At 71.7% G+C, this 20,950-nt stretch carries 30 protein-coding genes; 16 read left to right on the top strand and 14 right to left on the bottom strand.

Features of this window, described 5'->3' with window-relative positions:
• Positions 1-3 precede the first annotated feature (3 nt).
• A complete protein-coding gene (locus ACMGFI_RS21035) occupies positions 4-243 on the bottom strand; it encodes a hypothetical protein (protein ID WP_436912333.1) in 240 nt (79 codons plus the stop codon).
• Between the two features lie 49 nt (positions 244-292).
• Entirely contained in the window at positions 293-826 is a 534-nt protein-coding gene (locus ACMGFI_RS21030; protein ID WP_436912332.1) for a CBS domain-containing protein, read from the bottom strand.
• 608 nt (positions 827-1,434) lie between these two features.
• Between ACMGFI_RS21030 and ACMGFI_RS21025 the strand changes: the two genes are divergently transcribed.
• Complete coding sequence (locus tag ACMGFI_RS21025; RefSeq protein WP_436912330.1) at positions 1,435-1,671, top strand: hypothetical protein; 237 nt, start codon at positions 1,435-1,437, stop codon at positions 1,669-1,671.
• A 186-nt stretch (positions 1,672-1,857) separates the two neighbouring features.
• On the top strand, positions 1,858-2,376 hold the full coding sequence (locus ACMGFI_RS21020; RefSeq protein WP_436912329.1) for a hypothetical protein: 519 nt from the start codon (positions 1,858-1,860) through the stop codon (positions 2,374-2,376).
• Between the two features lie 52 nt (positions 2,377-2,428).
• On the opposite strand, the gene ACMGFI_RS21015 is transcribed toward ACMGFI_RS21020, so the two are convergent.
• Both ACMGFI_RS21015 and ACMGFI_RS21010 read right to left on the bottom strand, forming a co-directional pair.
• Positions 2,429-2,809: a DUF4112 domain-containing protein gene (locus ACMGFI_RS21015; protein ID WP_436912328.1), complete on the bottom strand. Its 381-nt coding sequence runs from the start codon at positions 2,807-2,809 to the stop codon at positions 2,429-2,431.
• Positions 2,810-2,947: 138 nt separating this feature from the next.
• The gene (locus tag ACMGFI_RS21010) at positions 2,948-3,646 is read right to left on the bottom strand and encodes a helix-turn-helix domain-containing protein (RefSeq protein ID WP_436912326.1); all 699 of its coding nucleotides are present in this window, start codon (positions 3,644-3,646) and stop codon (positions 2,948-2,950) included.
• A 282-nt stretch (positions 3,647-3,928) separates the two neighbouring features.
• Between ACMGFI_RS21010 and ACMGFI_RS21005 the strand changes: the two genes are divergently transcribed.
• Both ACMGFI_RS21005 and ACMGFI_RS21000 read left to right on the top strand, forming a co-directional pair.
• Positions 3,929-5,155 carry a CBS domain-containing protein gene (locus tag ACMGFI_RS21005; protein ID WP_436912324.1) on the top strand — a complete coding sequence of 409 codons (1,227 nt, stop codon included), beginning with the start codon at positions 3,929-3,931 and terminating at the stop codon, positions 5,153-5,155.
• A 31-nt stretch (positions 5,156-5,186) separates the two neighbouring features.
• Complete coding sequence (locus ACMGFI_RS21000) at positions 5,187-5,357, top strand: DUF7535 family protein (RefSeq protein ID WP_436912322.1); 171 nt, start codon at positions 5,187-5,189, stop codon at positions 5,355-5,357.
• 63 nt (positions 5,358-5,420) lie between these two features.
• Here ACMGFI_RS21000 and ACMGFI_RS20995 read toward each other — a convergent pair whose 3' ends face one another.
• Entirely contained in the window at positions 5,421-5,975 is a 555-nt protein-coding gene (locus ACMGFI_RS20995; RefSeq protein WP_436912321.1) for a uracil-DNA glycosylase, read from the bottom strand.
• Between the two features lie 183 nt (positions 5,976-6,158).
• Here ACMGFI_RS20995 and ACMGFI_RS20990 point away from each other — a divergent pair, with 183 nt between their 5' ends.
• Together ACMGFI_RS20990 and ACMGFI_RS20985 are read left to right on the top strand one after the other, a co-directional pair.
• A complete protein-coding gene (locus ACMGFI_RS20990; RefSeq protein WP_436912319.1) occupies positions 6,159-6,626 on the top strand; it encodes a DUF5789 family protein in 468 nt (155 codons plus the stop codon).
• Positions 6,623-6,868, top strand: a complete 246-nt coding sequence (locus ACMGFI_RS20985) for a DUF8593 domain-containing protein (RefSeq protein WP_436912317.1) — start codon at positions 6,623-6,625, stop codon at positions 6,866-6,868. Before ACMGFI_RS20990 ends, ACMGFI_RS20985 begins: the two co-directional genes overlap by 4 nt.
• 102 nt (positions 6,869-6,970) lie before the next feature.
• On the opposite strand, the gene ACMGFI_RS20980 is transcribed toward ACMGFI_RS20985, so the two are convergent.
• Complete coding sequence (locus ACMGFI_RS20980) at positions 6,971-7,297, bottom strand: hypothetical protein (protein WP_436912315.1); 327 nt, start codon at positions 7,295-7,297, stop codon at positions 6,971-6,973.
• A 201-nt stretch (positions 7,298-7,498) separates the two neighbouring features.
• Here ACMGFI_RS20980 and dps point away from each other — a divergent pair, with 201 nt between their 5' ends.
• The 4 genes from dps (at position 7,499) to ACMGFI_RS20960 (ending at position 10,072) form a co-directional block, all read left to right on the top strand.
• On the top strand, positions 7,499-8,161 hold the full coding sequence (dps, locus tag ACMGFI_RS20975) for a DNA starvation/stationary phase protection protein Dps (protein ID WP_436912313.1): 663 nt from the start codon (positions 7,499-7,501) through the stop codon (positions 8,159-8,161).
• Positions 8,162-8,356: 195 nt separating this feature from the next.
• Positions 8,357-9,307 carry a TIGR03557 family F420-dependent LLM class oxidoreductase gene (locus ACMGFI_RS20970; RefSeq protein WP_436912312.1) on the top strand — a complete coding sequence of 317 codons (951 nt, stop codon included), beginning with the start codon at positions 8,357-8,359 and terminating at the stop codon, positions 9,305-9,307.
• A 72-nt stretch (positions 9,308-9,379) separates the two neighbouring features.
• Complete coding sequence (locus ACMGFI_RS20965; RefSeq protein ID WP_436912310.1) at positions 9,380-9,652, top strand: HalOD1 output domain-containing protein; 273 nt, start codon at positions 9,380-9,382, stop codon at positions 9,650-9,652.
• 81 nt (positions 9,653-9,733) lie between these two features.
• Positions 9,734-10,072, top strand: a complete 339-nt coding sequence (locus tag ACMGFI_RS20960; protein WP_436912307.1) for a DUF7130 family rubredoxin-like protein — start codon at positions 9,734-9,736, stop codon at positions 10,070-10,072.
• 238 nt (positions 10,073-10,310) lie between these two features.
• Here ACMGFI_RS20960 and ACMGFI_RS20955 read toward each other — a convergent pair whose 3' ends face one another.
• The 3 genes from ACMGFI_RS20955 to ACMGFI_RS20945 all read right to left on the bottom strand — a co-directional run bounded on the left by ACMGFI_RS20955 (position 10,311) and on the right by ACMGFI_RS20945 (position 12,590).
• Positions 10,311-10,676: a hypothetical protein gene (locus ACMGFI_RS20955; protein WP_436912306.1), complete on the bottom strand. Its 366-nt coding sequence runs from the start codon at positions 10,674-10,676 to the stop codon at positions 10,311-10,313.
• 162 nt (positions 10,677-10,838) lie between these two features.
• On the bottom strand, positions 10,839-11,924 hold the full coding sequence (locus ACMGFI_RS20950; protein WP_436912305.1) for a hypothetical protein: 1,086 nt from the start codon (positions 11,922-11,924) through the stop codon (positions 10,839-10,841).
• Between the two features lie 294 nt (positions 11,925-12,218).
• Complete coding sequence (locus ACMGFI_RS20945) at positions 12,219-12,590, bottom strand: HalOD1 output domain-containing protein (protein ID WP_436912303.1); 372 nt, start codon at positions 12,588-12,590, stop codon at positions 12,219-12,221.
• Between the two features lie 340 nt (positions 12,591-12,930).
• On the opposite strand from ACMGFI_RS20945, the gene ACMGFI_RS20940 reads away from it, so the two are divergent.
• The gene (locus ACMGFI_RS20940; protein ID WP_436912302.1) at positions 12,931-13,374 is read left to right on the top strand and encodes a hypothetical protein; all 444 of its coding nucleotides are present in this window, start codon (positions 12,931-12,933) and stop codon (positions 13,372-13,374) included.
• Between the two features lie 40 nt (positions 13,375-13,414).
• On the opposite strand, the gene ACMGFI_RS20935 is transcribed toward ACMGFI_RS20940, so the two are convergent.
• From ACMGFI_RS20935 to ACMGFI_RS20925, 3 genes are all read right to left on the bottom strand, one after another.
• On the bottom strand, positions 13,415-14,059 hold the full coding sequence (locus tag ACMGFI_RS20935; RefSeq protein ID WP_436912300.1) for a helix-turn-helix domain-containing protein: 645 nt from the start codon (positions 14,057-14,059) through the stop codon (positions 13,415-13,417).
• 143 nt (positions 14,060-14,202) lie between these two features.
• Complete coding sequence (locus tag ACMGFI_RS20930) at positions 14,203-14,808, bottom strand: SWIM zinc finger family protein (protein WP_436912299.1); 606 nt, start codon at positions 14,806-14,808, stop codon at positions 14,203-14,205.
• A gap of 249 nt (positions 14,809-15,057) precedes the next feature.
• Positions 15,058-15,807, bottom strand: coding sequence for a GNAT family N-acetyltransferase (locus tag ACMGFI_RS20925; protein WP_436912296.1), 750 nt, complete (start codon positions 15,805-15,807; stop codon positions 15,058-15,060).
• Positions 15,808-15,888: 81 nt separating this feature from the next.
• Here ACMGFI_RS20925 and ACMGFI_RS20920 point away from each other — a divergent pair, with 81 nt between their 5' ends.
• From ACMGFI_RS20920 to ACMGFI_RS20910, 3 genes are all read left to right on the top strand, one after another.
• Positions 15,889-16,161, top strand: a complete 273-nt coding sequence (locus ACMGFI_RS20920) for a hypothetical protein (protein ID WP_436912295.1) — start codon at positions 15,889-15,891, stop codon at positions 16,159-16,161.
• 150 nt (positions 16,162-16,311) lie between these two features.
• Positions 16,312-17,133, top strand: coding sequence for a DUF2391 family protein (locus tag ACMGFI_RS20915; RefSeq protein ID WP_436912293.1), 822 nt, complete (start codon positions 16,312-16,314; stop codon positions 17,131-17,133).
• Entirely contained in the window at positions 17,133-17,696 is a 564-nt protein-coding gene (locus ACMGFI_RS20910; RefSeq protein ID WP_436912292.1) for a hypothetical protein, read from the top strand. Before ACMGFI_RS20915 ends, ACMGFI_RS20910 begins: the two co-directional genes overlap by 1 nt.
• An 85-nt stretch (positions 17,697-17,781) precedes the next feature.
• Here ACMGFI_RS20910 and ACMGFI_RS20905 read toward each other — a convergent pair whose 3' ends face one another.
• Entirely contained in the window at positions 17,782-19,122 is a 1,341-nt protein-coding gene (locus tag ACMGFI_RS20905) for a DUF8593 domain-containing protein (protein WP_436912291.1), read from the bottom strand.
• Positions 19,123-19,290: 168 nt separating this feature from the next.
• Between ACMGFI_RS20905 and ACMGFI_RS20900 the strand changes: the two genes are divergently transcribed.
• A complete protein-coding gene (locus tag ACMGFI_RS20900; protein WP_436912289.1) occupies positions 19,291-20,100 on the top strand; it encodes a mechanosensitive ion channel family protein in 810 nt (269 codons plus the stop codon).
• A gap of 19 nt (positions 20,101-20,119) precedes the next feature.
• On the opposite strand, the gene ACMGFI_RS20895 is transcribed toward ACMGFI_RS20900, so the two are convergent.
• Positions 20,120-20,461, bottom strand: coding sequence for a DUF7553 family protein (locus ACMGFI_RS20895; RefSeq protein ID WP_436912288.1), 342 nt, complete (start codon positions 20,459-20,461; stop codon positions 20,120-20,122).
• A 139-nt stretch (positions 20,462-20,600) separates the two neighbouring features.
• On the opposite strand from ACMGFI_RS20895, the gene ACMGFI_RS20890 reads away from it, so the two are divergent.
• Positions 20,601-20,939: a DUF7344 domain-containing protein gene (locus ACMGFI_RS20890; RefSeq protein WP_436912287.1), complete on the top strand. Its 339-nt coding sequence runs from the start codon at positions 20,601-20,603 to the stop codon at positions 20,937-20,939.
• The last annotated feature ends 11 nt before the right edge of the window (positions 20,940-20,950 follow it).

Genomic DNA, 20,950 nt, shown 5'->3' with positions numbered 1-20,950 from the left:
CGGTCATCCGGCACGAGTGAGCGTCCGCCGGCGGAACGTCGCCAGCTGGTACCGCGTCACCAGCACGGAGTAGGCGACCGTGGCCGCGACGACGGCCGCAAGCAGCGGGAGGTTCGAGCCGTGGACGACGGCGTTGAGCACCTGCGCGGCCCCGACGAGGAGCGGTCCGAGAGTGAAGAGGGCAGTCCGGAAGGGAGTCGCGCGGCACATCTGCCGGAACGACGGCTGCTCTCGCGTAGCCATTAGGGGCGGCTTTCTATCCGACGTATATAACCGCTTCGGTCGGACCGGCTCAGAGCCGGGGGGACTGGTCTTCGACCGTGGTCGCGAGCTTGTCGAGTTCGCTCGCGAGCAGGACCAGCGCGTCGTCGAGCGTGACGATCCCCTGGAGCCGGCCGTCGTCGCCGACGACCGGGAGCCGCCGGATCCCCTCGTCGCGCATGAGCTGGAGCGCCTCGAAGATGGTCGTCGACGCGTCGACGGTGATCGGCTCCCCGTCGACCAGCTCCTCGGCCGGGCGGTCGGCGACGTTCGGCGTCTCCTCCAGCGCGAGCGCGACCGCCCGGTCGGTGAGGACGCCGGTCGGTCGGCCGTCCTCGACGACGACCACCGAGCCCACGTCCCGCTCACTCATCTCCGCCACCGCCGTCCGGACCGGCGTGTCCGGGTCGACGGTCACCACGTCCTCCGCGACCACGTCGTCGACGGAGACGGGTTTGAGCAGCGACCGGCCCGTTCGACCCGACTGCTGCGGTGGGGAAGGCTGTCCCTGGGGGGTCCCGGCCCGGGGCTGCTGTTGGACGCCCCCCTGCGGTGTTCCCCCCATCCGTTGCGATCGCTGGGGGTTCGCGGCCCCGGGCTGTGGCCCCTGGACCGGCTGGCCTCGCGGTTGCTGGTGGCCCTGCGCGTGCTGCGGCGTGGCACCGGTGCCCTGAGCGGGCTGGTGAGGTCCTGTCGCGCCCTGGGGCTGTCCGCCGGACTGCTGCGGTTGCTGTGGCCCCTGGTTCGGGTGTCGCTGTGGCTGCTGGGGTTGCCCCGGCGGTCGCGCGGGCGGCGCCCCCTGCGGGAACTGGGTCGGTTGCTGCCCGGTACTTCGTTGCTGCCGGTTGCGCGGGTCTGACGGGTCTCCCTGGTTCGGTGACATAGTGGCTCAGTCGGCGCGGACGCTCGGCTCGCCGGCCGACGGGCGACCGTCCGCCCGGCCGACCAATAAACCCCGGACACCGTCCTCGGATCCCCCGCGTCGGTCCCGCGTTCGGCGGCCCCGTCCGGACGTGCCTACCGGCGGGTACGCCGTCGAAACCAACGGACGGCGACAGGTCAGGGTCCTGCCAGGGGAGTCGCTTATAGCGGTCGATCCCCTACAGGACTCGACCGGTGATCCCCCGTGCGGACGGGGCGATCCGCCGGCAGTCCACCGTGGGATCGAGAAACATGAGCACCCACAACGAACGAGTCAGATCCGTCGCACCGTCCTACCCCGACGCCGAACCGGTCGGGCCCCACCTCGTCGTCGACAAGACCGAGTGGGTCCCCGGCCGCCACCCCGAGTCACACCGCGGGTTCGCCGACCAGCGCGGCTACCGGGAGTCGTACTACCGCTGCGTCCGCTGCGGCGCCGAGCGGCTCACCAGGGACGACCTGCCCGAGGAGTGTCCCGACCGGCGCTGACGACCGACCGCGAACGGGGACGCCGGAGCGTCCCCGTCGACCGGCTCGCCGACGGCGTGGCGTAGACACCGAAAAGCCGTGCTTATCCGGATAGGCGCCGGCAAACCGTTCGAATCATCGGGCGATTTTATGCGTCACGCCGGGCAACGGGTCCGTGTCAGCACGCCTCGCGGCTGGCGATCTTCCATGAGTCCCGACGACAGCGACCCAGACCACGGCGAGGAGGGCGAAACCGGCGGGTCCGGGGCGGACGGCGCCGGCGACGAGTCGGATGGCCAGCCCCGCGACCCCGAGACCGGGCAGTTCCTGCCGAAAGACCGGCGGGGGGACACCGGCGATGACGGCGACGGTGGCGACGCCCATCGGGAGAGATCGGGAGCGGACCGAGACGGCGCCACCACGGGGCGTGACGCGTCCGGGCCCGGTTCCGGTTCGAACTCGGGTCCGGGGGCCGGCTCGGACCGCCGGGGACCGGGGTCCGAACCGACCCGGCGATCGGAGCCCCGACTCCGTATCACGCGCGTCCCGGTCGGGGACGAGAGCGGTCCCCCCGCCGAGCGGCCGGCGGCCGCCGTCGAGTCCGTCCTGCCGCCGTCGCTCCACCTCGTGCCGATGCAGGTGCAGGTCACGGGCGAGTCGGTCCAGGTCGGACCCGCCGGTAGCGGGTCCGCCGCATCCGACGGGGGCCGCCGCCGGCCGCGGTAGCCGCGGCTCGTCGGATGACGGATCGGTCAGCCCCACCGACGGTCCGGCAGCGTCAGGCCGATTCGAGGTGGGACTCGATGACTTCGACGTTGCGCACGTTCGACTTCCAGACGGCGTCGAGGAGGGTCCCGAGGACGGGGACCGAGCCGAAGGTGAGGTCGAGGCCGACCCGGGCGACCATCCGGACGACCTTGCGGGTCGGTACCCCCACGTCGACGGCCGCGTAGACGATGTACAGCGACGCGATCGCGGCGACCAGGTCCCCCGCGACGGGCGCGACCCCGAGGATCGGGTCGAGCCCGACCCGATACCCGACCACCGGGATCCGGACCGACTCGTCGAGGAGTGTCGCCATCGTCCGGGCGCGGTCGAGCGTCGCCTGGGCCGCCGCGTCCGTCTGCTCCGTGTCCGACCGCGGGATGACGCTTGCCATGGTCGACGTTGGGGCCGACGCCGATTAGTCCTTCTCCCGGCCCGTGCGTCGACCGCCGCGCTCCGGCGGACGTCGCCGGCACCAGCGGACACTGCCGGGCTCGGCGACGGGGAACGGCAGGCCCGCGACCCGGCGCCGTCAGTCGGCCTCGTGGCGGATCCGCGGCGACACGTCGTGGTCGCGGCGGTGGATCTTGTGGTACAGCGCGTTGGTGATGACCGTCTCGTGGGCGCGCCGCAGCCGCTCGGACAGCGCCTGGTGGGACACGTCGAAGTGCTCGGCCAGCTCCTCCTGGTTGACCGTGCGGGGGACCTCGTAGTAGCCGGCCTCGTAGGCGTCGACCAGCGTCTCGTACTGCCGCTCGGTCAGCCCGAGGTGGCCGTACTCCGAGGCCTCCGAGAGGCGGTTGACCCGCTCGATCGCCAGGTCGACCCCGAAGTCCCCGCAGAACTCGCGCGTGGCGGAGACGAGCTCGTGGTCGGGGAAGAAGATCTGGAGGTGCCAGGTGTCGTCGCGGCCGCAGGCGTCGAGGATCGTCGCGTTCTCCTCGGCGACGATCGAGACGAGGACACGGACCTTCGCCGCCCAGTCCACATCGAACAGCGCCTCGCCGTCGAAGTCCGCGAGCACCGAGACGGCCTCGGTCGTCGGGTCCCCCTCCAGCGCGTCGCGAACCCGGTCGGTGTCGTCGCAGCCGGCCCAGAGGAACGGCATCACGCGCTCTGACCCGTGGGCGACGAGCCGGACCATCCGGATCTCCGTCGCCGGGGCCGCCGAGAGCGTCTCCGCGAGCGCGAACTGGTCAGCCGGGACTGTCGCCTCGACGATCGTGCTCATCGGGTAGGCATTCGCAGGCTCCAAGAAAAGAACACGGCGCCTACGCGACCTCGCCTCGGTCGGCCCGATCCGCCCGACCGTTCCGCGATTCCCGCCGAACCGACCCCCGCCGATAGGCCCGGCTTACCGACGGCGCGGCCCGTGCGGAGCCCCGACGACCGGCGCGAAAGCGACAGTCGGGCCGGAAGCGGCCAGCTCGAGGAGGTCCGGGGAGGCGCGACGCCGAGACGCTGGCGCCTGCAAGCCGGCGGGCTATCCGGCGAGCGCCCGAACCGTCCACGAATGGACATCTCGGAGGCCCTCACGACCGAGTACCGCGAGTTCGACCCCGAGACACCGGTGTCGAAGCTGCTGGGCGCCTTTCAGACCCACCGGGACCCCGCGCTCCTGGTCGGCGGCGACGACGGGATCGAGGGGATCGTCACCCGCAAGGTGCTGGTCAGCTCGCAACACGACCCCGACCGGAAGGCCCGGTCGGTCATGCGCGAGGACGTGCCGGGCGTCGACCGGCGCGACGACATCCGCGAAGTCGCCCGCCGCATGGTCGAGAGCGAGTTCCCGCTCGTCCCGGTGTACGACGGCGAGGACTTCGAGGGGGTCGCGACCGACGAGAGCGTCGCCGCCGCGACCGAACCGTTCCTCGACGCGCTGGCCGTGAGCGACGTGTACACCCGGGACCTGCGGTCGATCGAGCCCGAGACGACCGTCGGCGAGGTGATCCACCGACTGCGCGTCGACGGGATCTCCCGGGTGCCCGTCGTCGACGACGGCGACGCGGTCGGGATGGTGAGCTACTTCGACCTGCTCGATTTCGCGGTCCGCGAGACCGACCAGGAGCAGGGCGGCAACGCCGACGGCTTCGGCGACGAGATGGGCTCGGACAGCCAGGCGGGTTCCCACGGCGGGTTCGGCGAACGCGCCGGCGTCGAGCACCGACTGCTCGACCTGCCCGCCCGCGACGTGATGAACTCGCCGGTCGCAACGACCGGCCCGACGACCGGCCTCGACGAGGCCGTCGGCGAGATGCTCGACGACGACTACTCGTCGCTGGTCGTCGAGGTCCCCGCCGAAGGCGTCGACGGCATCGTCACGCTGACCGACGTGTTGCGCTCGCTCACCTGGACGCCCGACGACGGCGGGACCCGCCTGCAGGTGTTCGGGACGCGCCACCTCACCACGATGACCCACGAGGAGGTCGCGGACCTGATCGACGGCGTGACGGACAAGTTCGAGGAGATGGACGTGATCGAGGCCTACGTCATCCTCCACCGGCACAAGGAGCGCCAGCGGGGGTCGCCGCTCATCCAGGCGACGATCCGGCTGTTCACCGACCGCGGCCGCTTCGCCGGCACCGGCGAGGAGTACGGCGACGCCCCCGCGATCCGGAGCGCCCGCGACAACCTCGAACGCACCGTGCTCGACGAGAAGGGACAGACGATGAGCAAGCGCCGCGGCGAGCGCTCCGCCGAGGACGCCGAGCGGCTGCTCGGCTGGTGGCTCGAGGCCTGACGACCGGCGGCCGATATTTCCCCACACTACAATGGACACAGTATCCAAGATGCGCGGCCTGCACCCGAACAGCGAGATGGCTATCATCGGCTACGTCATCGGGGCGCTGATCGCCCTGGCGATGCTGCCGCTGTTGCCCTTCTTCCTCCTGTACCTGCTGGCCGACTGGCTGACCAGCGTGGGCCGCGACTCCGGCTACTGAGCCGGCGGTGACCGCCGAGCCGACCGCGTGACCGCGCCTGTCGTGCCGTTCGGCGCCCGCCCCTCACTCCTCCTCGACGATGTCCTTCGCCACCCTGAGGTCCCGTTCCAGCATCGGCTCGATCCCGTCGTCGTAGAACGTCGCCGCGGGGTGGTACGTCGGCAGGACCAGCCGGCCGTCGACCTCGTAGGTCTCGTCGCGGAGGTCTCCGACCGGCTCGTCGGTATCGAGGACGGCGCCGCTCGCGACCGCCCCGAGCGTCACGACGACCGCCGGGTCGACCTCCGCCAGCTCCGCGTCCAGCAGCGGCTTCCAGATGCGGCGCTCGTCGGCGGTCGGGTCGCGGTTCTCCGGCGGCCGCACCTTCACGAGGTTGGTCACGTAGACGGCATCGCGGTCGATCCCGACCGTCTCCAGCAGGCCGTCCAGCCGGCTCCCGGCGCGGCCGACGAAGGGTTCGCCCTCCTCGACCTCCGTGGCGCCGGGCGCCTCCCCGACGAAGGCGATATCGGCGTCGAGCGGTCCCGCAGCGGGCACGAACCGCTCGTCGTCGACGAGCCGGTCGGGGATCACGTCGAGTTCCGCGGCGAACATCGCCTCGAAGTCGAACTCGGACACGTTCCCCGTTGGGCGCCGACGGTAAACGGGCTTTCGCCGGCGGGAGCCGACCCGCCCCGTCCCGCCCCGTCGAGCGCGGCGACTCCCCCGCGGACAGTCGCGCGCCGTCGCCGCCGACCGCCGCGCCACGCCGCGGCGATGCCCGGGACCAGACCTTTCCGCGTCGGTCGGCTAGCCGGACCGATGACGGACGACGGCGACTCGTACGACCCGGACCCGGAGCGCGTCCAGGAGAGCGCGGTCGACCGCCGCCGCGAGCGCGACGAGATCGTCGAGGACGAACTCGGTCGCGTCGGCGACCTGCTGGGCGAGGCGAAGTACCCGACCACGTCGGAGGAGCTGGCCGTCGAGTACGGCGACGAGCAGATCGACCTCGCCAACGAGACGGAGTCGCTGGGCTCCGTCTTCGACCGCCTCGTCGACGAGCGCTTCGAGTCCGCCGCGGAGGCCCGCGAGGCGATCTACCACGAGCTGACCGGCGACGCCGCCGGCCCCGAGGAGTACAACGAACAGCGACCCGTCGGCCCGATCGACGACGACGAGCGCGACGGCGGCATCGAGCGCGAGGGGACGACCCCCGTCGACCCGCGGGCGGATCCCGACGACGCGGGGGACGCCGAGAGCGTCGAGGGCGACCGGGAGGAACGGTGACCGGCCGCGACCATGTCACCGAGGCGGACGTTGGCAAGCCGGTCGTCCACGACGGCGAGCGGGTCGGCCGAGTGGTCGACTACGAGAACGAGACGGCGTTCGTCGACCCCAACCCCGGTGTCACCGAGACCGTGGCGGCGAAGCTCGGCGTCGAGGACCACGGGAAGGAGGCGTTCCCGCTCCAGCGCGAACTCGTCGCCGGGATCGACGACGAGACGGTCCGGCTGAAGGCGGAGATCTGAGCGGCCGCGGTCGGTCGCGTCATACGGATTATTGCAAGACATCCCGGGATCGACTGCACGACTGCGTGCGGTCGACCCGGTAAACGCTTGCAATAATCCGTATCAGGCCGCTTCGGCGCCGTAGTCCTCCTCGGCCGTCTCCTCGTCTTCGAGCACGACCGGGCGGTTCTCGTCGACGGCGCCCTCGTCCTCGCGGTAGATCGCGGCCAGGTCCTTGCCCTCGAACTCCTCGCGGAACTGCTCCCAGGAAATCTCCTTGAGGTCCTCGTCGCGGTCGCGGAAGCCGACGCGCAACAGCCCGCTGTCGCCCTCGCCCTCGCTCCCGGGGACGTGGGCGGGGTAGCCGTTCCGCTCCTCGATGACGCTGCGGGCGAGCGTCGGGTCGGTCGTGTGCCGGACCGCCGACTCCTCGGAGTGGTCTGACGCCATGTCTCGACGGTGGGGCGTCGGACACTTAGGGCCACGGCCGACCCCCCAGAACGGGTCCGACGGGCGACTCGGAGCGGGACCGAACCGAGCCGGACCGAGCCGGGACGCCGGCATCGCGACGCCGAAGCGCCCGCGGCGCTCGGGGCTTGCACACCCACCGTCAATGTTGATGACAGGTCGTTACGTAGCGGGCGAGTGCCTATGAGTCAGAACATCCAGCACCAGCAGTCAGGCCAGTCCGGCGGCGGTTCCGGACAGACAGCCGGAGGCGGCCAGTCGGCGGCCGCCGGGCCCGTGGGGCAGGTGTTCCCGACGCGGAACTACCTCCCCGAGAGCGTCCGGACGACGAGTATCAGCGCGCTCACGCAGTGTCTCGCGGACCTGACGGCGATCAACATGCAACTCAAGACGGCCCACTGGACCGTCAAGGGCCACGAGTTCTACCAGCTCCACGAGCTGTTCGAGGAGCTGATCGAGACGTTCGATCCCCACATCGACGCGGTCGCCGAGCGCGTCAGCGCGCTGGGCGGCCGGCCGCCGGGGACGGTCCACGAGGTCGCACAGGCGACGGCCGTCCAGCCGTTCCCGCGGGACACCTACGACGGGATCGCGCTGGTCGCCGCGCTGGCCGACCGGATGGCGACGCTCGACGCCAACCTCGCCGAGCAGATCCGAATGGCCGACGAGGGGGGCGACCTCGACACCGCGGACCTGCTCAACGAGGTGTCCCGCGACGTGTCGAAGTCGCTGTGGTTCCTCGAAGCGCACCTCCAGGGGGCGCCCGGCACGCACGAGCAGTACGACCAGTCGTCCGGGATCTCGACGGGCGCGACGACCGGCCAGCCCTCGCCGAACTCCCAGTAACCACCCGACTTCGACGGGTCCGCATCACCGCTCGTACCGCCCCACGGCCCGAACCGCACCGCCGCTCGAACCGCACCGCTTCCCGAACCGCACAGCCACCGACACCGATGCACCCGCCTTCTCACAGCACGCGATTGTACCGCCGACCAGCCACCGGACCGTCCGCACGGAGGGAGCACGAATGGAGGGACCACCGTGGTTGACCTCGGGTACGCGCTGTCCAGCGAGGAACACCCGCCGGACGACCTCGTCGACCACGCCACTGCCGCCGAGGAGACCGGCTTCGAGCACGCGCTCATCTCGGACCACTACCACCCGTGGGTCGAGCGGCAGGACGAGGCGCCGTTCGCCTGGAGCGTCCTCGGCGCCGTCGCCCGCGAGACGGACGACCTGCGCGTCGGGACCGGCGTCACCTGCCCGTTCCAGCGCTACCACCCCGCAGTCGTCGCCCAGGCCGGCGCGACCGTCGCCGAGATGTTCGACGGCCGCTTCTTCCTCGGCGTCGGCACCGGGGAGAACCTCAACGAGCACGTCACCGGCGAGGGGTGGCCGGCCTTCGACGTACGCGCCGAGCGACTGGAGGAGAGCGTCGAAGCCGTTCGCCGGCTCTGGACCGGCGAGAACGTCACCTACCGCGGCGACCACGTCACCGTCGAGGACGCGAAGCTGTTCACCCTCCCCGACGAGACCCCGCCGATCTTCGTCTCCGGGACAGGCCCGAAGTCCGCCGCGATGGCCGGCGAGGTCGGCGACGGGCTCGTCAGCACGGCGCCGGTCGGCGAGTTCGTCGAGCGATTCCGAGAACACGGTGAGGGGCCGCGCTACGGCCAGGTGACCGTCTGCTACGACGACGACGCGGGGTCGGCCCGCGAGACGGCCGCCGAGTACTGGCCCAACGGCGCCTCGCCCGGGTCGATCAACTGGGAGCTACGGACCCCGAAGGACATCGAGGGAGCCACCGAGCGCGTCGACGAGGACCTGATCGCCGAGGAAGTCGTCTGCGGGCCCGACGCGGACGACCACGTCGAGGCGATCGAGCAGTTCGTCGACGCCGGCTTCGACCACGTGTACGTCCACCAAGTCGGCCCCGGCCAGTCGGCGTTCTTCGAGTTCTACGAGTCCGAGATTCTCCCGTCGTTCCGGTAATCCCCGAATTACGCCGGTTTCCGCGGCCGAACGGGCACAAGGAACTTGACGGAGGCGCGACAGCCTCCGGGCATGGCAGAGGCTCCAGACGGCGAGCAGATAGTCCACCGCGAGTTCGACACCGACCAGGACGACCCGGTGACCGCGGTGGCCGAGGCGGTCGCGGACCTCCGGGGGGAGGAGACGACCGACATAGCGACGATGTACGAGACGGTCGACCACATGATCGACCACCTGTTCTCGACGCCGCCCTCGAAGGACGCGCAGGTCCAGGTCGAGTTCACCTTCGAGGGCTACCGGATCACGCTCGACCAGGACGGGAACGCCCGCTTCGTCGAGGTGTAGTGACGGCGGGCGCCGGGGCCGGCGCGGGCGACGTGAGTGGCCCGCAGACAGAGTTATCCACGCGGAGATCCAACGGAACCTATGAGCGGACGAGGAGAGACACCGACGGAAGAATCGGACGCCGAGGCGACCGAGGAAGCAACCTCGCTGTCGTTCGGACAGACCCTCTACAACAAGGGGGGCCAGCCCGTCGGGAGCGTCCGCGGGATGGAGGAGGGCGGCGTCTTCGTCACCACCCGCGAGGGCGTCGAGGGGCTCAGCGTCGAGCACGCTCGCTCGGGCCACTCGTTCGGCGAGGCGGAACTGATGTGGCGCTGTACCGTCTGCGGCGAGATGGGCGAGATCGACGGGGGCCTGCCCGACCGCTGTCCGGGCTGTGGCACCGAGAAGGAGGCGCTGATGTACTGGACCGAGGACTGAGCGACGAGCCGCCGGCCCTGCGGCCCCTTCTCGGCGGGGACTGTGCCCGACAGCGGCCGCTCGACGGACTCGCGGCGCACCGACGGTCGGAGCAACCGCGGCGACGCCGTCGCTCCGCGGTCGCGCCGTCACTCCGCGGTCACACCGTCGCTCCGCGGTCGCGCCGAACCGGAAAACTGGAACGGGAACGGGAGCGAAAACGGGGTACGGAACCGTCGCGGGCCGCCGGCGGGCCGGCCTACTGGCCGCCCGTCTCGTAGGGGCCGCCGGGCCCCCCCTGGCCGCCGGGGAACCCCTGGACCTGCTGTTGCTGGGCCATCCCGCCCTGTCCGGTCGGCGCGCCCGGCGGCGCGCCGCCCCGACCGGACTCGGGCGCCGGCGCCCGCTGGCGGCCGCCCGCCTGGAGCATCTCGTCCGGGACGACGAACCGGAGCTCGGTGATCGGGACGAAGCCGGCCGCCCGGCGCTCCTCCTCCTCGGCTTCCTCCTCCTCGTCGCCGCGTGTCTCGCGGCGCTCCGGTTCCTGATACAGCAGGACGCCGGAGTCGATCGCCTCGAAGTCGGTACACTGGATCGCCGTGCCGTCCTTACAGACAACTTGCATCGTGAAACACCACCGGCGCTTGGCCGGCGCGGCGCATAAGTATCGACGTGCTAGCACGCCCGTCGCCGGGGGGTATCGTGGGGTTACTCCCCTCGGCCCCGAGTCGGAGCGGCCGGGCCGTCCCGACGACGGTCGAGCGGCCGTAATACCGCCGAACGGCGGTCAGGCGCCGTCCGTCGGTGGCTCCGCCTCGCGCTCGCTCTCGCCGACCACGGCGGCCTGTCGCGGGGGCGCCTGACTATCCGATGTCGCCCCTCCCGTCGGCGGCTCGGCGACCTGCCGCTCGGCCGCGGCCGTTCCCTCGGCGGACGGCGCCTGACCGGCCGCCAGCGGCTGCCCCGTCGCTACCGGCGGCCGCGGCTCGGGAGCCGGCTGTCCGCCCTGGATCGCTCCCTGCGGGGGGTGTCCCGCGGACGCTCCCTGGGTCGGGCCCTGCCGGGTCGGCGCTTGCTGCGGTGACATCTGCTGCGGCGCCGCTCCCTGCGTCGGCATCCGCTCGGACGAGTACTGTGGCTGCGCTCCCTGTGTCGGTGCCTGCTGAGTTGGCGCCTGCTGGGTCGACGCCTGCCGTGTCGGCGCCCACTGGATGGGCGCCCCCTGTGTCGGCTGCTGCTGGGGCGGAACCCGCTGTGTCGGTGACTGTCCGGACTGCCGCGACTGGGCCGCCGGCTGTGCGGGCTGGGCCGGTTGCTGTGAAGACTGCGTGGTCGGCTGTGCGGCGCCGGCGGGCGGCTGGGCGTGGCCGGCCGGGTCGGGAGCGTCCGCGGGCGTTCCCGTCGGTGCTCCTTGCGGAGCCGGCGCCGGGACCGACTGCGGATTCGACGCCGCGACCGATTCCGCCGGTGTCCGGTAGCCGGGTGGCACCCCCGTCTGGGACCCGGTGTTCGGCGTCGCCTGTCCGTCACCGGCCATCCCGGACGCGAACTGCCGGGTGGAGTCGAGGCCGCTCTGTCCGGCCGCCTCCGCGCTCTGAATCCCCCGTTCGGTCAGCGCCGAGGTGTCGCGGGCGGCGCTCTCGACGGTGTCGAGGTAGGAGTCGAGCGCGTCCCGCGTGAACTCGACGCTCCGGGCGCCCATCCAGTTGCCCATCTCCAGCCCGTCGAGCACGAGCTGGGCGGCGTTGCGCTGGAGGGCCACCGACTGCTGGAGCGGTAGCCCGACCGCCTGCTCCACGGCCCGCTGGCTGTTCTCGAGTGTGTTCCGCTGGAGTTCGATCGCTTTACTGACGAATTGGTCTGTCTGACTCATGGGTAGATCTCGGCGAACGCGCAGTACCGACGGCTCGCTCGGAGGTTCGGAACCACAGCGCGTCCCCGCGAGCGCCGCCGTTGCACTCGGGGCGACCCGCGGGCCGCCCATAAACCGCGCCCACCGTTCAGCGACGCCGTCGCGTTTCGGCGGGGCTACGCGGCGGAAACGGGACCGTTCCAAGCGACGCGACCGACGAAACGGCCGACCGCGCCGGCGGACCGTCTCGCCGGTGCGGTCGACTGCGGCCACGGGGTAATCGACACCTGAGAAGACCGCGGGACGAGGGAGTCGTTACCGCCCGCGACCGGGTCCCTGCTGGGGGGCCTGTGGCGGCTGGTTCGGCGGGACGATGGCGATCTGCCCGTCGCTGTAGACGGTCACCTGGTAGCCCCAGATCGCAAAGGAGAGGTGGCCGTCGACGCGGGCGGTCCCGTCGTCTTTCGGCTTGAACAGCCGGTCGAGCGCCTCCGGGTCGACGTGGTCGTTCAGCGTGAATCCCGTGTCCGTCACGTCGACGCCGGTCGCGTCCGAGATTGCGTGTGCAAGCGTCGTCGTCAGCTCCGCCGACCCCCCGAAGTCGTGTTTGACGTAGTACGTCCCCGCGCCCCCGGCCCGGCCCCCCTGCTGGGCGGCCGGTTCGACGTACGATTGGTTGCGATACATTGGTTGTGACAGCCTCTCATTACCCATCGATTACTAAAAGCCTTTCTCCTCCGGTGACGCTCGGTACACGGTGCCAAATCGGGGACGGGACGGGGGCGGACTGGGCTCTCGACCGTGTTCACGCGGCCTGCCGGGTCGGGAGTAACGGATATCTATCGGTGGTATCCTCACGCTACCGACTGCGGACTGGGGCGTGGTCGGCTCCCGGCTCTCCGGGTACTCGGCGACGGTGGGCGTCCGCGAGCGCCCGCAACGACGGCGCGGCGATACCGGGGCCGGTTCCGCCCCCTGTATCCGCAAGCCGAACGGTATCGGGCGCGGCGGTACTCGACGGGAACGCATGGCAACACAGCAGTCATCCGCGAGCTCGAAGCGCGAAGCGATGACCGACGGCGCCCGCTACGTCGTCGCCGAACTCGTCCGGGAGCCCGTCAAAGACGCCGTCAGGGAGGCGCTCGATGAAGAGGCGGCCGCCGTCCGGACCGACGAGCGCGACGCGGACCGCTCCACCGACCGCTCGGAACCCGCCGACCAGGACGACGACTCCGGCGGCGGATCGAGGATCGGCCTGGTCATCATGAGCGTCGGCGCCGCGCTCGGCGCCGCCTACCTCGTCCGGAAACGCCGCTCCGAGACCGAACAGTCGACGTGGTCGGAGTTCGAGGGCGAGGGCGGCGAGCGCGACCGGACGGAGGACGGACGGACCGAGCACGCGCCGGGTTCGACCGGAGCCGACGCCGCGCGGGCCGACGAGTCGACAGCCTCCCCCGCCGCCGACGAGTAGGACCGCCTCGTGCCCGCCGGTGCCGGCTGCGAGCCGTCGGCTACGGGCCGACGACGTTCTCGATGAGGGCGAGGTGCCCGCGTCGAAGCCGCTCGGAGAGCGCCTGGTGGGACACGTCCAGTTCGTCGGCCAGCTCCTCCAGCGTCGTCTCGCGGGGGACCTTGTAGTAGCCCCGTTCGAGGGCCGTCCGGACGGTCTTGAACTGCTCGTCGGTGAGGTGGAAGCCGCCGAGCGACGGCGCGTCGTCGAGGTGGTAGATCTGGGTCACGTCGATGTCGATGTCCTGGTCCTCGCAGGCGGCGTACGTCGAGGAGACGGCGTCGTGCTCCGGGAAGAGCACCCGGAAGGTCCAGCCGTCGCTCGTGCCGCGCGCGCTGACGACGGCGCCGTCCTCCTCGACGAGGACGTGCGTGACGAACCGGACGTCGGCGGTCCAGCGCATCCGGAACAGCGAGTCGTGGTTGCGCCGGGAGACGAGCGTCACCTCGTCCGTCGAGCCGTCGGCCTCGAGCGCCTCCGTGACCGCGGTCGAGTCGGCGTCGGTCGCCCACAGCAGCGGGACGACGCGGTCGGTGCCGTGCGTGACCAGCCGCACCGCGTCGAACTCCGCCTCGGGAACCGCGTCGAACGTCTCCGCGAGCGCGAACTCCTCGGTCGGCAGCGTGGCTTTCACGATAGTGCTCATTCGGCTGTCTCGACGTTGCCCGGCCGCCCCCAATAGTATACACAGCCCACCGTTGCAAGTGCCGGGTTACAGCCCCGAAAAGGGCAGGCTACTCTGTGGCGACGCAAATATAGGTCGGCCCTGCGCTCGCAAGCGCCCGGCGTTCACCGCTCGGGCGGACGGTCGTCGGAACCGGGCCGCTCCAGCCGGGCGAGCGGGAAGTGGTAGCGCCGCGGCGGGCGGTCCGTCGTGACCGCCCGGGGGTAGACCACCTCGACGACCGGCTCGTCGGCCGGGTACCCCTCGTTGCCGGGGTAGTCGGCCACGGACCGGTCCTCGTCCGGGAGCGCGACCACGTCGGCCGGCCGGCCCGGTTCGGAGACGACCAGCATCGGCGTCTCCCCGTCGCCCGCCCGGTCGACGACCAGGTCGCCGGGTTCGAGGCGACACTCCGCGCACAGCGGCGGCGGCGAGTCCGCCGCGGAGACGGCGACCTGACGGTCGCATCCCGCGCAGGGGACCGTCCGCTCCGACGGCGGCGGCACCCGCCCGAGGTTGATCTCGATGGCGACCCGGCGGACGTGCTCACAGCGGTCCTCCGCCGTCGAGCCGCCGCAGGAGCAGTTGCTCGGTGCCAGCGAGACGTAGCGGGTCCCGCCGTCGCAGTCGACCAGGTAGGCGTCGCCGAACGGCCGGACGGTCATCGCCTCCGACCACGCCCGGCGGGAGGCCTCGTCCAGTTGCGCGCCGTCGGCCCGCTCGGCCGGCACCAGCGGCGATTCCGACAGTGACGCTTGTCTGTTTCTCGAGCGCGTCATGAGTGTGCGGACGCCCGCGAGTCGCCCCGGTCGACCCGCCCCGCCGCGCCGGCGAGCGGACCCCGGGAGTCGACCGCCGTCGGGCGGATCCGTTCTCCGCGCGTACGCCCTCGGCCCTCCTAAACCCTTCGCGGGTAACGCCGGCGTACCGGCCGTCGCGGCGGCCAAGCGGGTCAGCCGTCGGCTCGAAACGCCGCCGGGCTACAGGTAGGAGGCGTCCCAGCGGGTGGCCTTCCGGCGGTTCCCGCAGTCGTTGCACTCGACGCGGCCCATCGAGTCCATCGCGGTGCTGACCGACTCGCAGTTGCTGCAGTACCAGCCGTACTTCTCCTGCAGGTCTTCGGTCCGGTAGGCAGCGTAGAACGGCGCCTTCGAGCCCCGCTCGCCCTCGCTGAAGTTCACGAACAGCTCGCTGACCGGCGTGTCGACGGGCTCGACGACCAGATCCTCGACCGACTCGTCGATCACCCGCTCGTAGACGTACTCGTCGTACTCGTCGCCGGCGACCGTCACCTCCCGTTCGTCGGCGCGGTCGAAGCCGTCGGCCTCGTAGAACGACCACCCCTCCTCGTGCTCGGCGAGGACCGTCCCCCGGAGTCGAGCGGCCCCGCGCTTCTCGAAGGTCTCCTGGGCCTGGCCGAGGAGTTGCTGGGCCACTCCCTCCTCGCGGGCGTCGGGGGCGACGTGGAGCCAGTGGATCTCACCCACCGGCGGTTCGGCGTCGACCAGGACGCCCTGGACGAACCCGACGACCTCGTCGCCGTCCTCGGCGACCATCCAGGCGCTGTCCTCGTCGTTGACGCCGTCGGCGACCCGCTCGCCGTCGTACCACTCCGCGACCACCTCGTCGATGGTCTCCTCGTCGAGGAGGTCGTACGATGCCCGCAGCGAGGCCAGCGCCGTCTCGGCGATCCCCGCTGCGTCGCTCGCCCGTGCGTCTCTGATCTCCATACCACCGGGTTCGACCGCCGGCCCCGTAAACGTCCGGGCGTCCGGGCTCTTTTCCGGCGGGCGCCCCAAGCGGAGCCACCGATGACTGACACCGACAGCGAACGCGCCAGCGGCGACGCGCCGAGCGGCGCCCGGATGACGCTCGGACCCGACGCGATCCTCAAAGACGAGGACGGCATCGCCCTCGACTGCCCGGCCTGCGGGACGACCGTCACCGTCATGCAGGTGATCGAGGACGGCCACTGCCCGAACTACCTCGACGAGGACGACGTCGAGGTCGAAGAGAACGCCGGCGAGGTCCAGGGGCCGGGCTGTTCGGCCGAGCTCTCGCTGGAACTCGTCTGGGAGGACTAGCGCCGACCGAGAGCGGTCGTCACCGCCGGCGACGGCGCCGTCGCGTCGAACCGACAGCGAAGGCCGTTCCGCCGGGTAAGCCCCCGTTACGCCGGCAGGTCGCCGGTAACCGACGGGGGTTCATTTGTCCGAGGCCGCCCACCCGGGAGTATGTCGAAGGCAGTCCTCGCGGAGTTGCGCACGCAGGGCCGCGGCGTCGCCGGCGCCCTGCTGGTCGTCGGCGTCTCGATGCTGGTGACCGCGGAGACGTGGTGGCTCAGCTGGCGGCTCCCGATCGCCCACCTCGTCGCGTTCGCGGCCGTCGGCCTGGCCGTCGTGTTCCTCCTCGTGCGCAGCGTCGGCTTCCGCCGGCTGGACGGCGACGAACGCGAGTCCACGCTCCGGGTCGTCACGGACTTCGCCGAGCTGGTGGCCCAGAGTCTCGTCGCCGCGCTGGTGGTACTGCTCGCGTTCGGCGTCGTCACGCTCGGCGACTCCCCCTCGACCGTCGTCCGGATGGCACTGGTCCTTGTGGTCCCCTTCGGGTTCGGCGCCGCGCTGGCCAACCGCCTGCTCGGGCAGACCGACGCCCCCATCGAGGAGGAGGCGTTCCCGCACAACCTGACCGTGTTCACGCTCGGCGCCGTCTTCCTCTCGGTCCCGGTGGCGCCCACCGAGGAAGTGGTCGTCATCGCGCGCAACGCCGACTGGCCGCGGCTGGCGCTCGTCGTCGTCCTCTCGGTCGGCGTCGTCCACCTCGTCCTCCACGAGCTGGAGTTCCGGGGCCACCGCGACCGCATCGAGGGCCGCACCCACCACCTCCAGGTCGGGACCGCGGCGACCGCCTACGCCGTCGCGCTGGCCGTCTCGGTCGTCCTGCTGGCGGGGTTCGGCCAGTTCAGCGGCCGCGGGGCCGCCGAGTGCGTCCAGCTCACTATCGTCCTCGGGTTCCCCGCCGCGACCGGCGCCAGCGCCGGCGAGGTGGTGCTCTGATGGCCGGGCCCGACCGCGATGGTGACCGGGGCGCCGGGGACCGTGCGGACAGCGGAAACCGGGAGCGCGAGCGGGGCGGTGACCGGAACCACGACGGCGGGGACGACCCCGCGGACCGCTACGACGACTACGAGGGGTACGGCGACGCCGCCGACGCCGACGACAGCGAGCCACGGCCCGACGCGGACGCCGACGACACCCCCGAGGAGGCCGCCGTCTCGACGGTGGAGCGGGTCGTGATGGTCCTCGCGGTCGCGCTGACCGTCGGGCTGTTCGGCTTCGCCGTCTGGTCGGCGGTCGCCGGCGCCTCGGCGGCAGAACCGACCGCGAGCGTGGTCGGCGAGCGCGGGACGAGCGCGAACGCGACGTACTACGGCGTGGTGCTCCGCAACGAGGGCGACGCCGGGCTCGTCTCCGCGACCGTCAGCGTCGCCTGTCCCGAGCCGCGCCGGCGGGTCACCTTCGAGAACGTCCCGGCGAACGCCCGCCGCAACGCGACGGTCGGCTGTCCCCCCGGTACCGGACCGCCGTCGGCGGAGGTCGTCTCCTGGGTGCCCGCCTGAGCCGGCCGGTCGGCGTCGCCGGCGTCCCACGGGTGGCCCGCCGGCCGTCCTGCCGGACGCCTCGACAGGGCGGCCGCTCGACCGGCTACCCCTGCCGGTCGACGCCGAGGACGACCTCGTCGTCCTCGATGCGGGCGACGTGGTCCTCGTCGACGGGGTAGGTGTCCTCGTCGTCGTTGCCCCAGCCCAGCGCCGTCCGGATGCGGTCGGTGATCGAGGGGTGGGGGTCGACGTACATCCGGTCGTTCTCGACGGAGGCGACCATCCCGACCTCGTCGCCGCTGGCGTTGACGACCGTCTTGCCCACGTCGTCGTCCGTCGGCTCGATCCTGGCCGGCTCGTCGGCGGTCGCCGGCTCGTCGGTCGCCGGCTCGTCCGCCTCCAGCGTCTCGGTGTCCTCGACGCCCGCCGCACTGCCGGTCGCGGCCCCGCGGTCCTCGACGACGAGCTCGGCGTCGTACTCGTCGGAATCGACGATCTCGCTCTCGACAGCCTTGTGGGAGATAGTCTCCGAGGAGAGCGTCTCCGCGTCGGTGATCTCGCCGGTCACCTCGCGGCGGACGGACACGTCCTCCTCGACGACCTGGCTCCGGAAGAGGTGCGTCTCGATGGCGTCGTCCTCGCGGAACCGGCTCTCGACGTTGCCCTCCTCGACGGCGACCTGCGCCGTCTCCGGCGAGTCGACGAGTTCGCCCTCCAGCACGGTGCGCTCGACGCCCTCGACGTCGACGGTCTCCCGGACGGTGTCGGACTCGACGGTCTCGGTCTCCTCCACGTCGGCCTGGACGACCCGGCTCTCGATGGTGATCCGCTCGACGTTCTCCTTCGTGACCGTCCACGCCTCGTCGATCGTGACCGCCACGTCGCAGGCGACCTCCGAGCGGGTGCCGGTGCCGAAGGTGTCGAGCGCCTCGATCCCCGCGTCGGTCGTGTCGACGCTCGTCACCTCGCAGTCCTCGACCTCGCGGGAGACCAGCTCGGCGTCGACGGTGTCGGACTCGACCAGCTCGCGGTCGACCACCTCGCTCTCGACGGTCACCTCCTCGACGACGGTGTGCTCGACGACCGCCCGCTCGGTGAACTCCGACTCGATCGTCTCGCCCTCGATCAGCTGTTCCTCGACCTCCTCGCTGGAGAGGGCGGCGGTGCCCACCGCCTCCGTGCGGTCGACCACCTCGATCTCGCCCTCGCGTTCGTCGTGGCGGACGGTCACCATCTCCCGGTCGTGCATCTCCCGCTCGAAGTCGTCCCAGTCGATCCGGCTGTGGCGGTCGCCGACCTCGTCCTCGGGGACCATCGCGATCCGCGTCTCGCCGTCCTCCTCGTAGCGCACCGGGACCATGTCGTGCTCGTCCCCCCACCCGCGGATCGTCTCCGTGTCTGTCGTGATCTGACTCTGTCGTGCGGTGTCTCGCTCTCCGGACATCGGCGGAACGTTCGCCCGGACGCCGGAAAAGGCCACAGTCGGTTCACCGCGACCGGGCTCGGTACCGCGGGCATACCGGCCGTTTGGCAGTGAATTCCGGCGGCGGGGTTGCGAGCGCAACCTCCCGGTTTTCGAGTCGCGCGGTCGAACGGACCGGCGGTGTCATCAATGGCACGACCACTCTACACCGTCGCACAGATCGAGATCCCCGCGTTCCTCGAAGAGACCGTCGCCGAGATCGTCGCGTTCCTGCCGCGGCTGGTCGGCGCGCTCCTCGTCCTGCTGGTCGGCTGGGCGGTCGGCGTCGCGGTCGGGTCCGCGGTCCGGTCGCTCAGCGACCGCGTCGGCCTCGACACGATGACCATGGACACGCCGCTCGGGCGGATCATGGGCGGCTCACGCCGGGCGGTGTCGTCGACGTTCGGCGCGCTCGCGAAGTGGTTCGTCTACGCGCTGGCCATCCTCGCCGCGGCGAACGTCCTGGCCATCGACCTGCTCTCGCAGTGGATCCAGACGGCCGTCTCGTACCTGCCCGCGTTCATCGCGGGGCTGGCCGTGATCGTGCTCGGGTTCGTCGTCGCGGACTTCATCGGCGACGCCATCATGCGGACCCGCGCCGCCACGGAGACGGACTACACCTCGTGGTTCGCCGCGGGGACGCGGATGTTCCTCTACTTCACGGCCATCGTCATCGGCCTCGACACGATGGGCATCGACGTGGGCATCCTCTACCTGTTCGCCGAGGCGTTCGCCTGGGGGCTGGCCGCCGCCGTCGCGATCGGCGCCGGCGTCGCGTTCGGCTGGGGAGGTCACTCCTACGTCTCGGAGAACATCGACCGCTGGATGGGCACCGCCCGCTCGGCCACGCCCGAACCCAGCGGCTCGGCCGCGACCGACGGCGGGACGGTGACCGACGGCGGGTGCGAGACCCCCGCACCGACCGACCCGTCCGCGTCCGAGGGAAGGGACGGGGACTGACGCGAGCCCGCGAGGGGAGTCACGTCGAGTCGGCCCGCTCCTCGCCGGTCGGCGCCGTCCAGTCGGGCGCCGACTCCCGGCGGAAGGCGTCGAGCTGGTCCCGCGCGGTCGAGAGGTGCGACGCGGTGAGCTCGTCCACGTCGTCGGCCAGCGTCCCGAGCTGTCGCTCGATCGACTCGAGCCGCTCGCCCGCCTCCGGGTCGGCGACCGCCCCCTCGTCGGCCGCGTCGTCGCCGAGCGCGTCGTCGACTCGCTCGATCCCCTCGCGGACCGAGGCGAGTTGCTCCGTGGCGGTCGCGTCGTCAGTCATCTCGCGCGCTTCGTCGACGGCGTCTCTCGCCCTGGCGAGCCGGTCGTGCATGGCCACCGGTAGGCGCTCGGGCCGGAAAGACCCACGGCCGGGCGGCGGCGCGCGAGAGGCGACGCAAACCGCCGGAGGGCGCGGGAGTCTATTCCTTTAGGCAGACACCTCATGAGGGTCCGGGAGAAACGTGTCTTGCATGACTCACGGGGCTGACGAGACGGCGATCGTCGACAGACACGAGACCGACACGGGGGCGCGGAGCGAGCGGCTCGCCGACGCGCTCGAGGACCCGCACTGCCGGTACCTGCTCAGGTACCTCCGGGAGAGCGACGAGCCCGCCAGCGTCGCCGAAGTGGCGACGCACGTCGTCGCCGGGATCACCGACGACGATCCCGAGAACGTCTCGGACGACGTGCGCCAGCGCGTCCAGACCTGGTTCTACCACGGCCAGCTGCCGATGCTCGACGACCACGGCGTGATCGAGTTCGACCCGGACTCGGGGACCGTGCGCCTCGCGGACGACCCCGTCGCCTGATCGCCGGCCCG

The organism is Halosimplex marinum, from assembly GCF_051414075.1.
GTDB classification, from domain to species: Archaea; Halobacteriota; Halobacteria; order Halobacteriales; family Haloarculaceae; genus Halosimplex; species Halosimplex marinum.
This window is presented reverse-complemented; position numbering and strand designations above follow the sequence as displayed.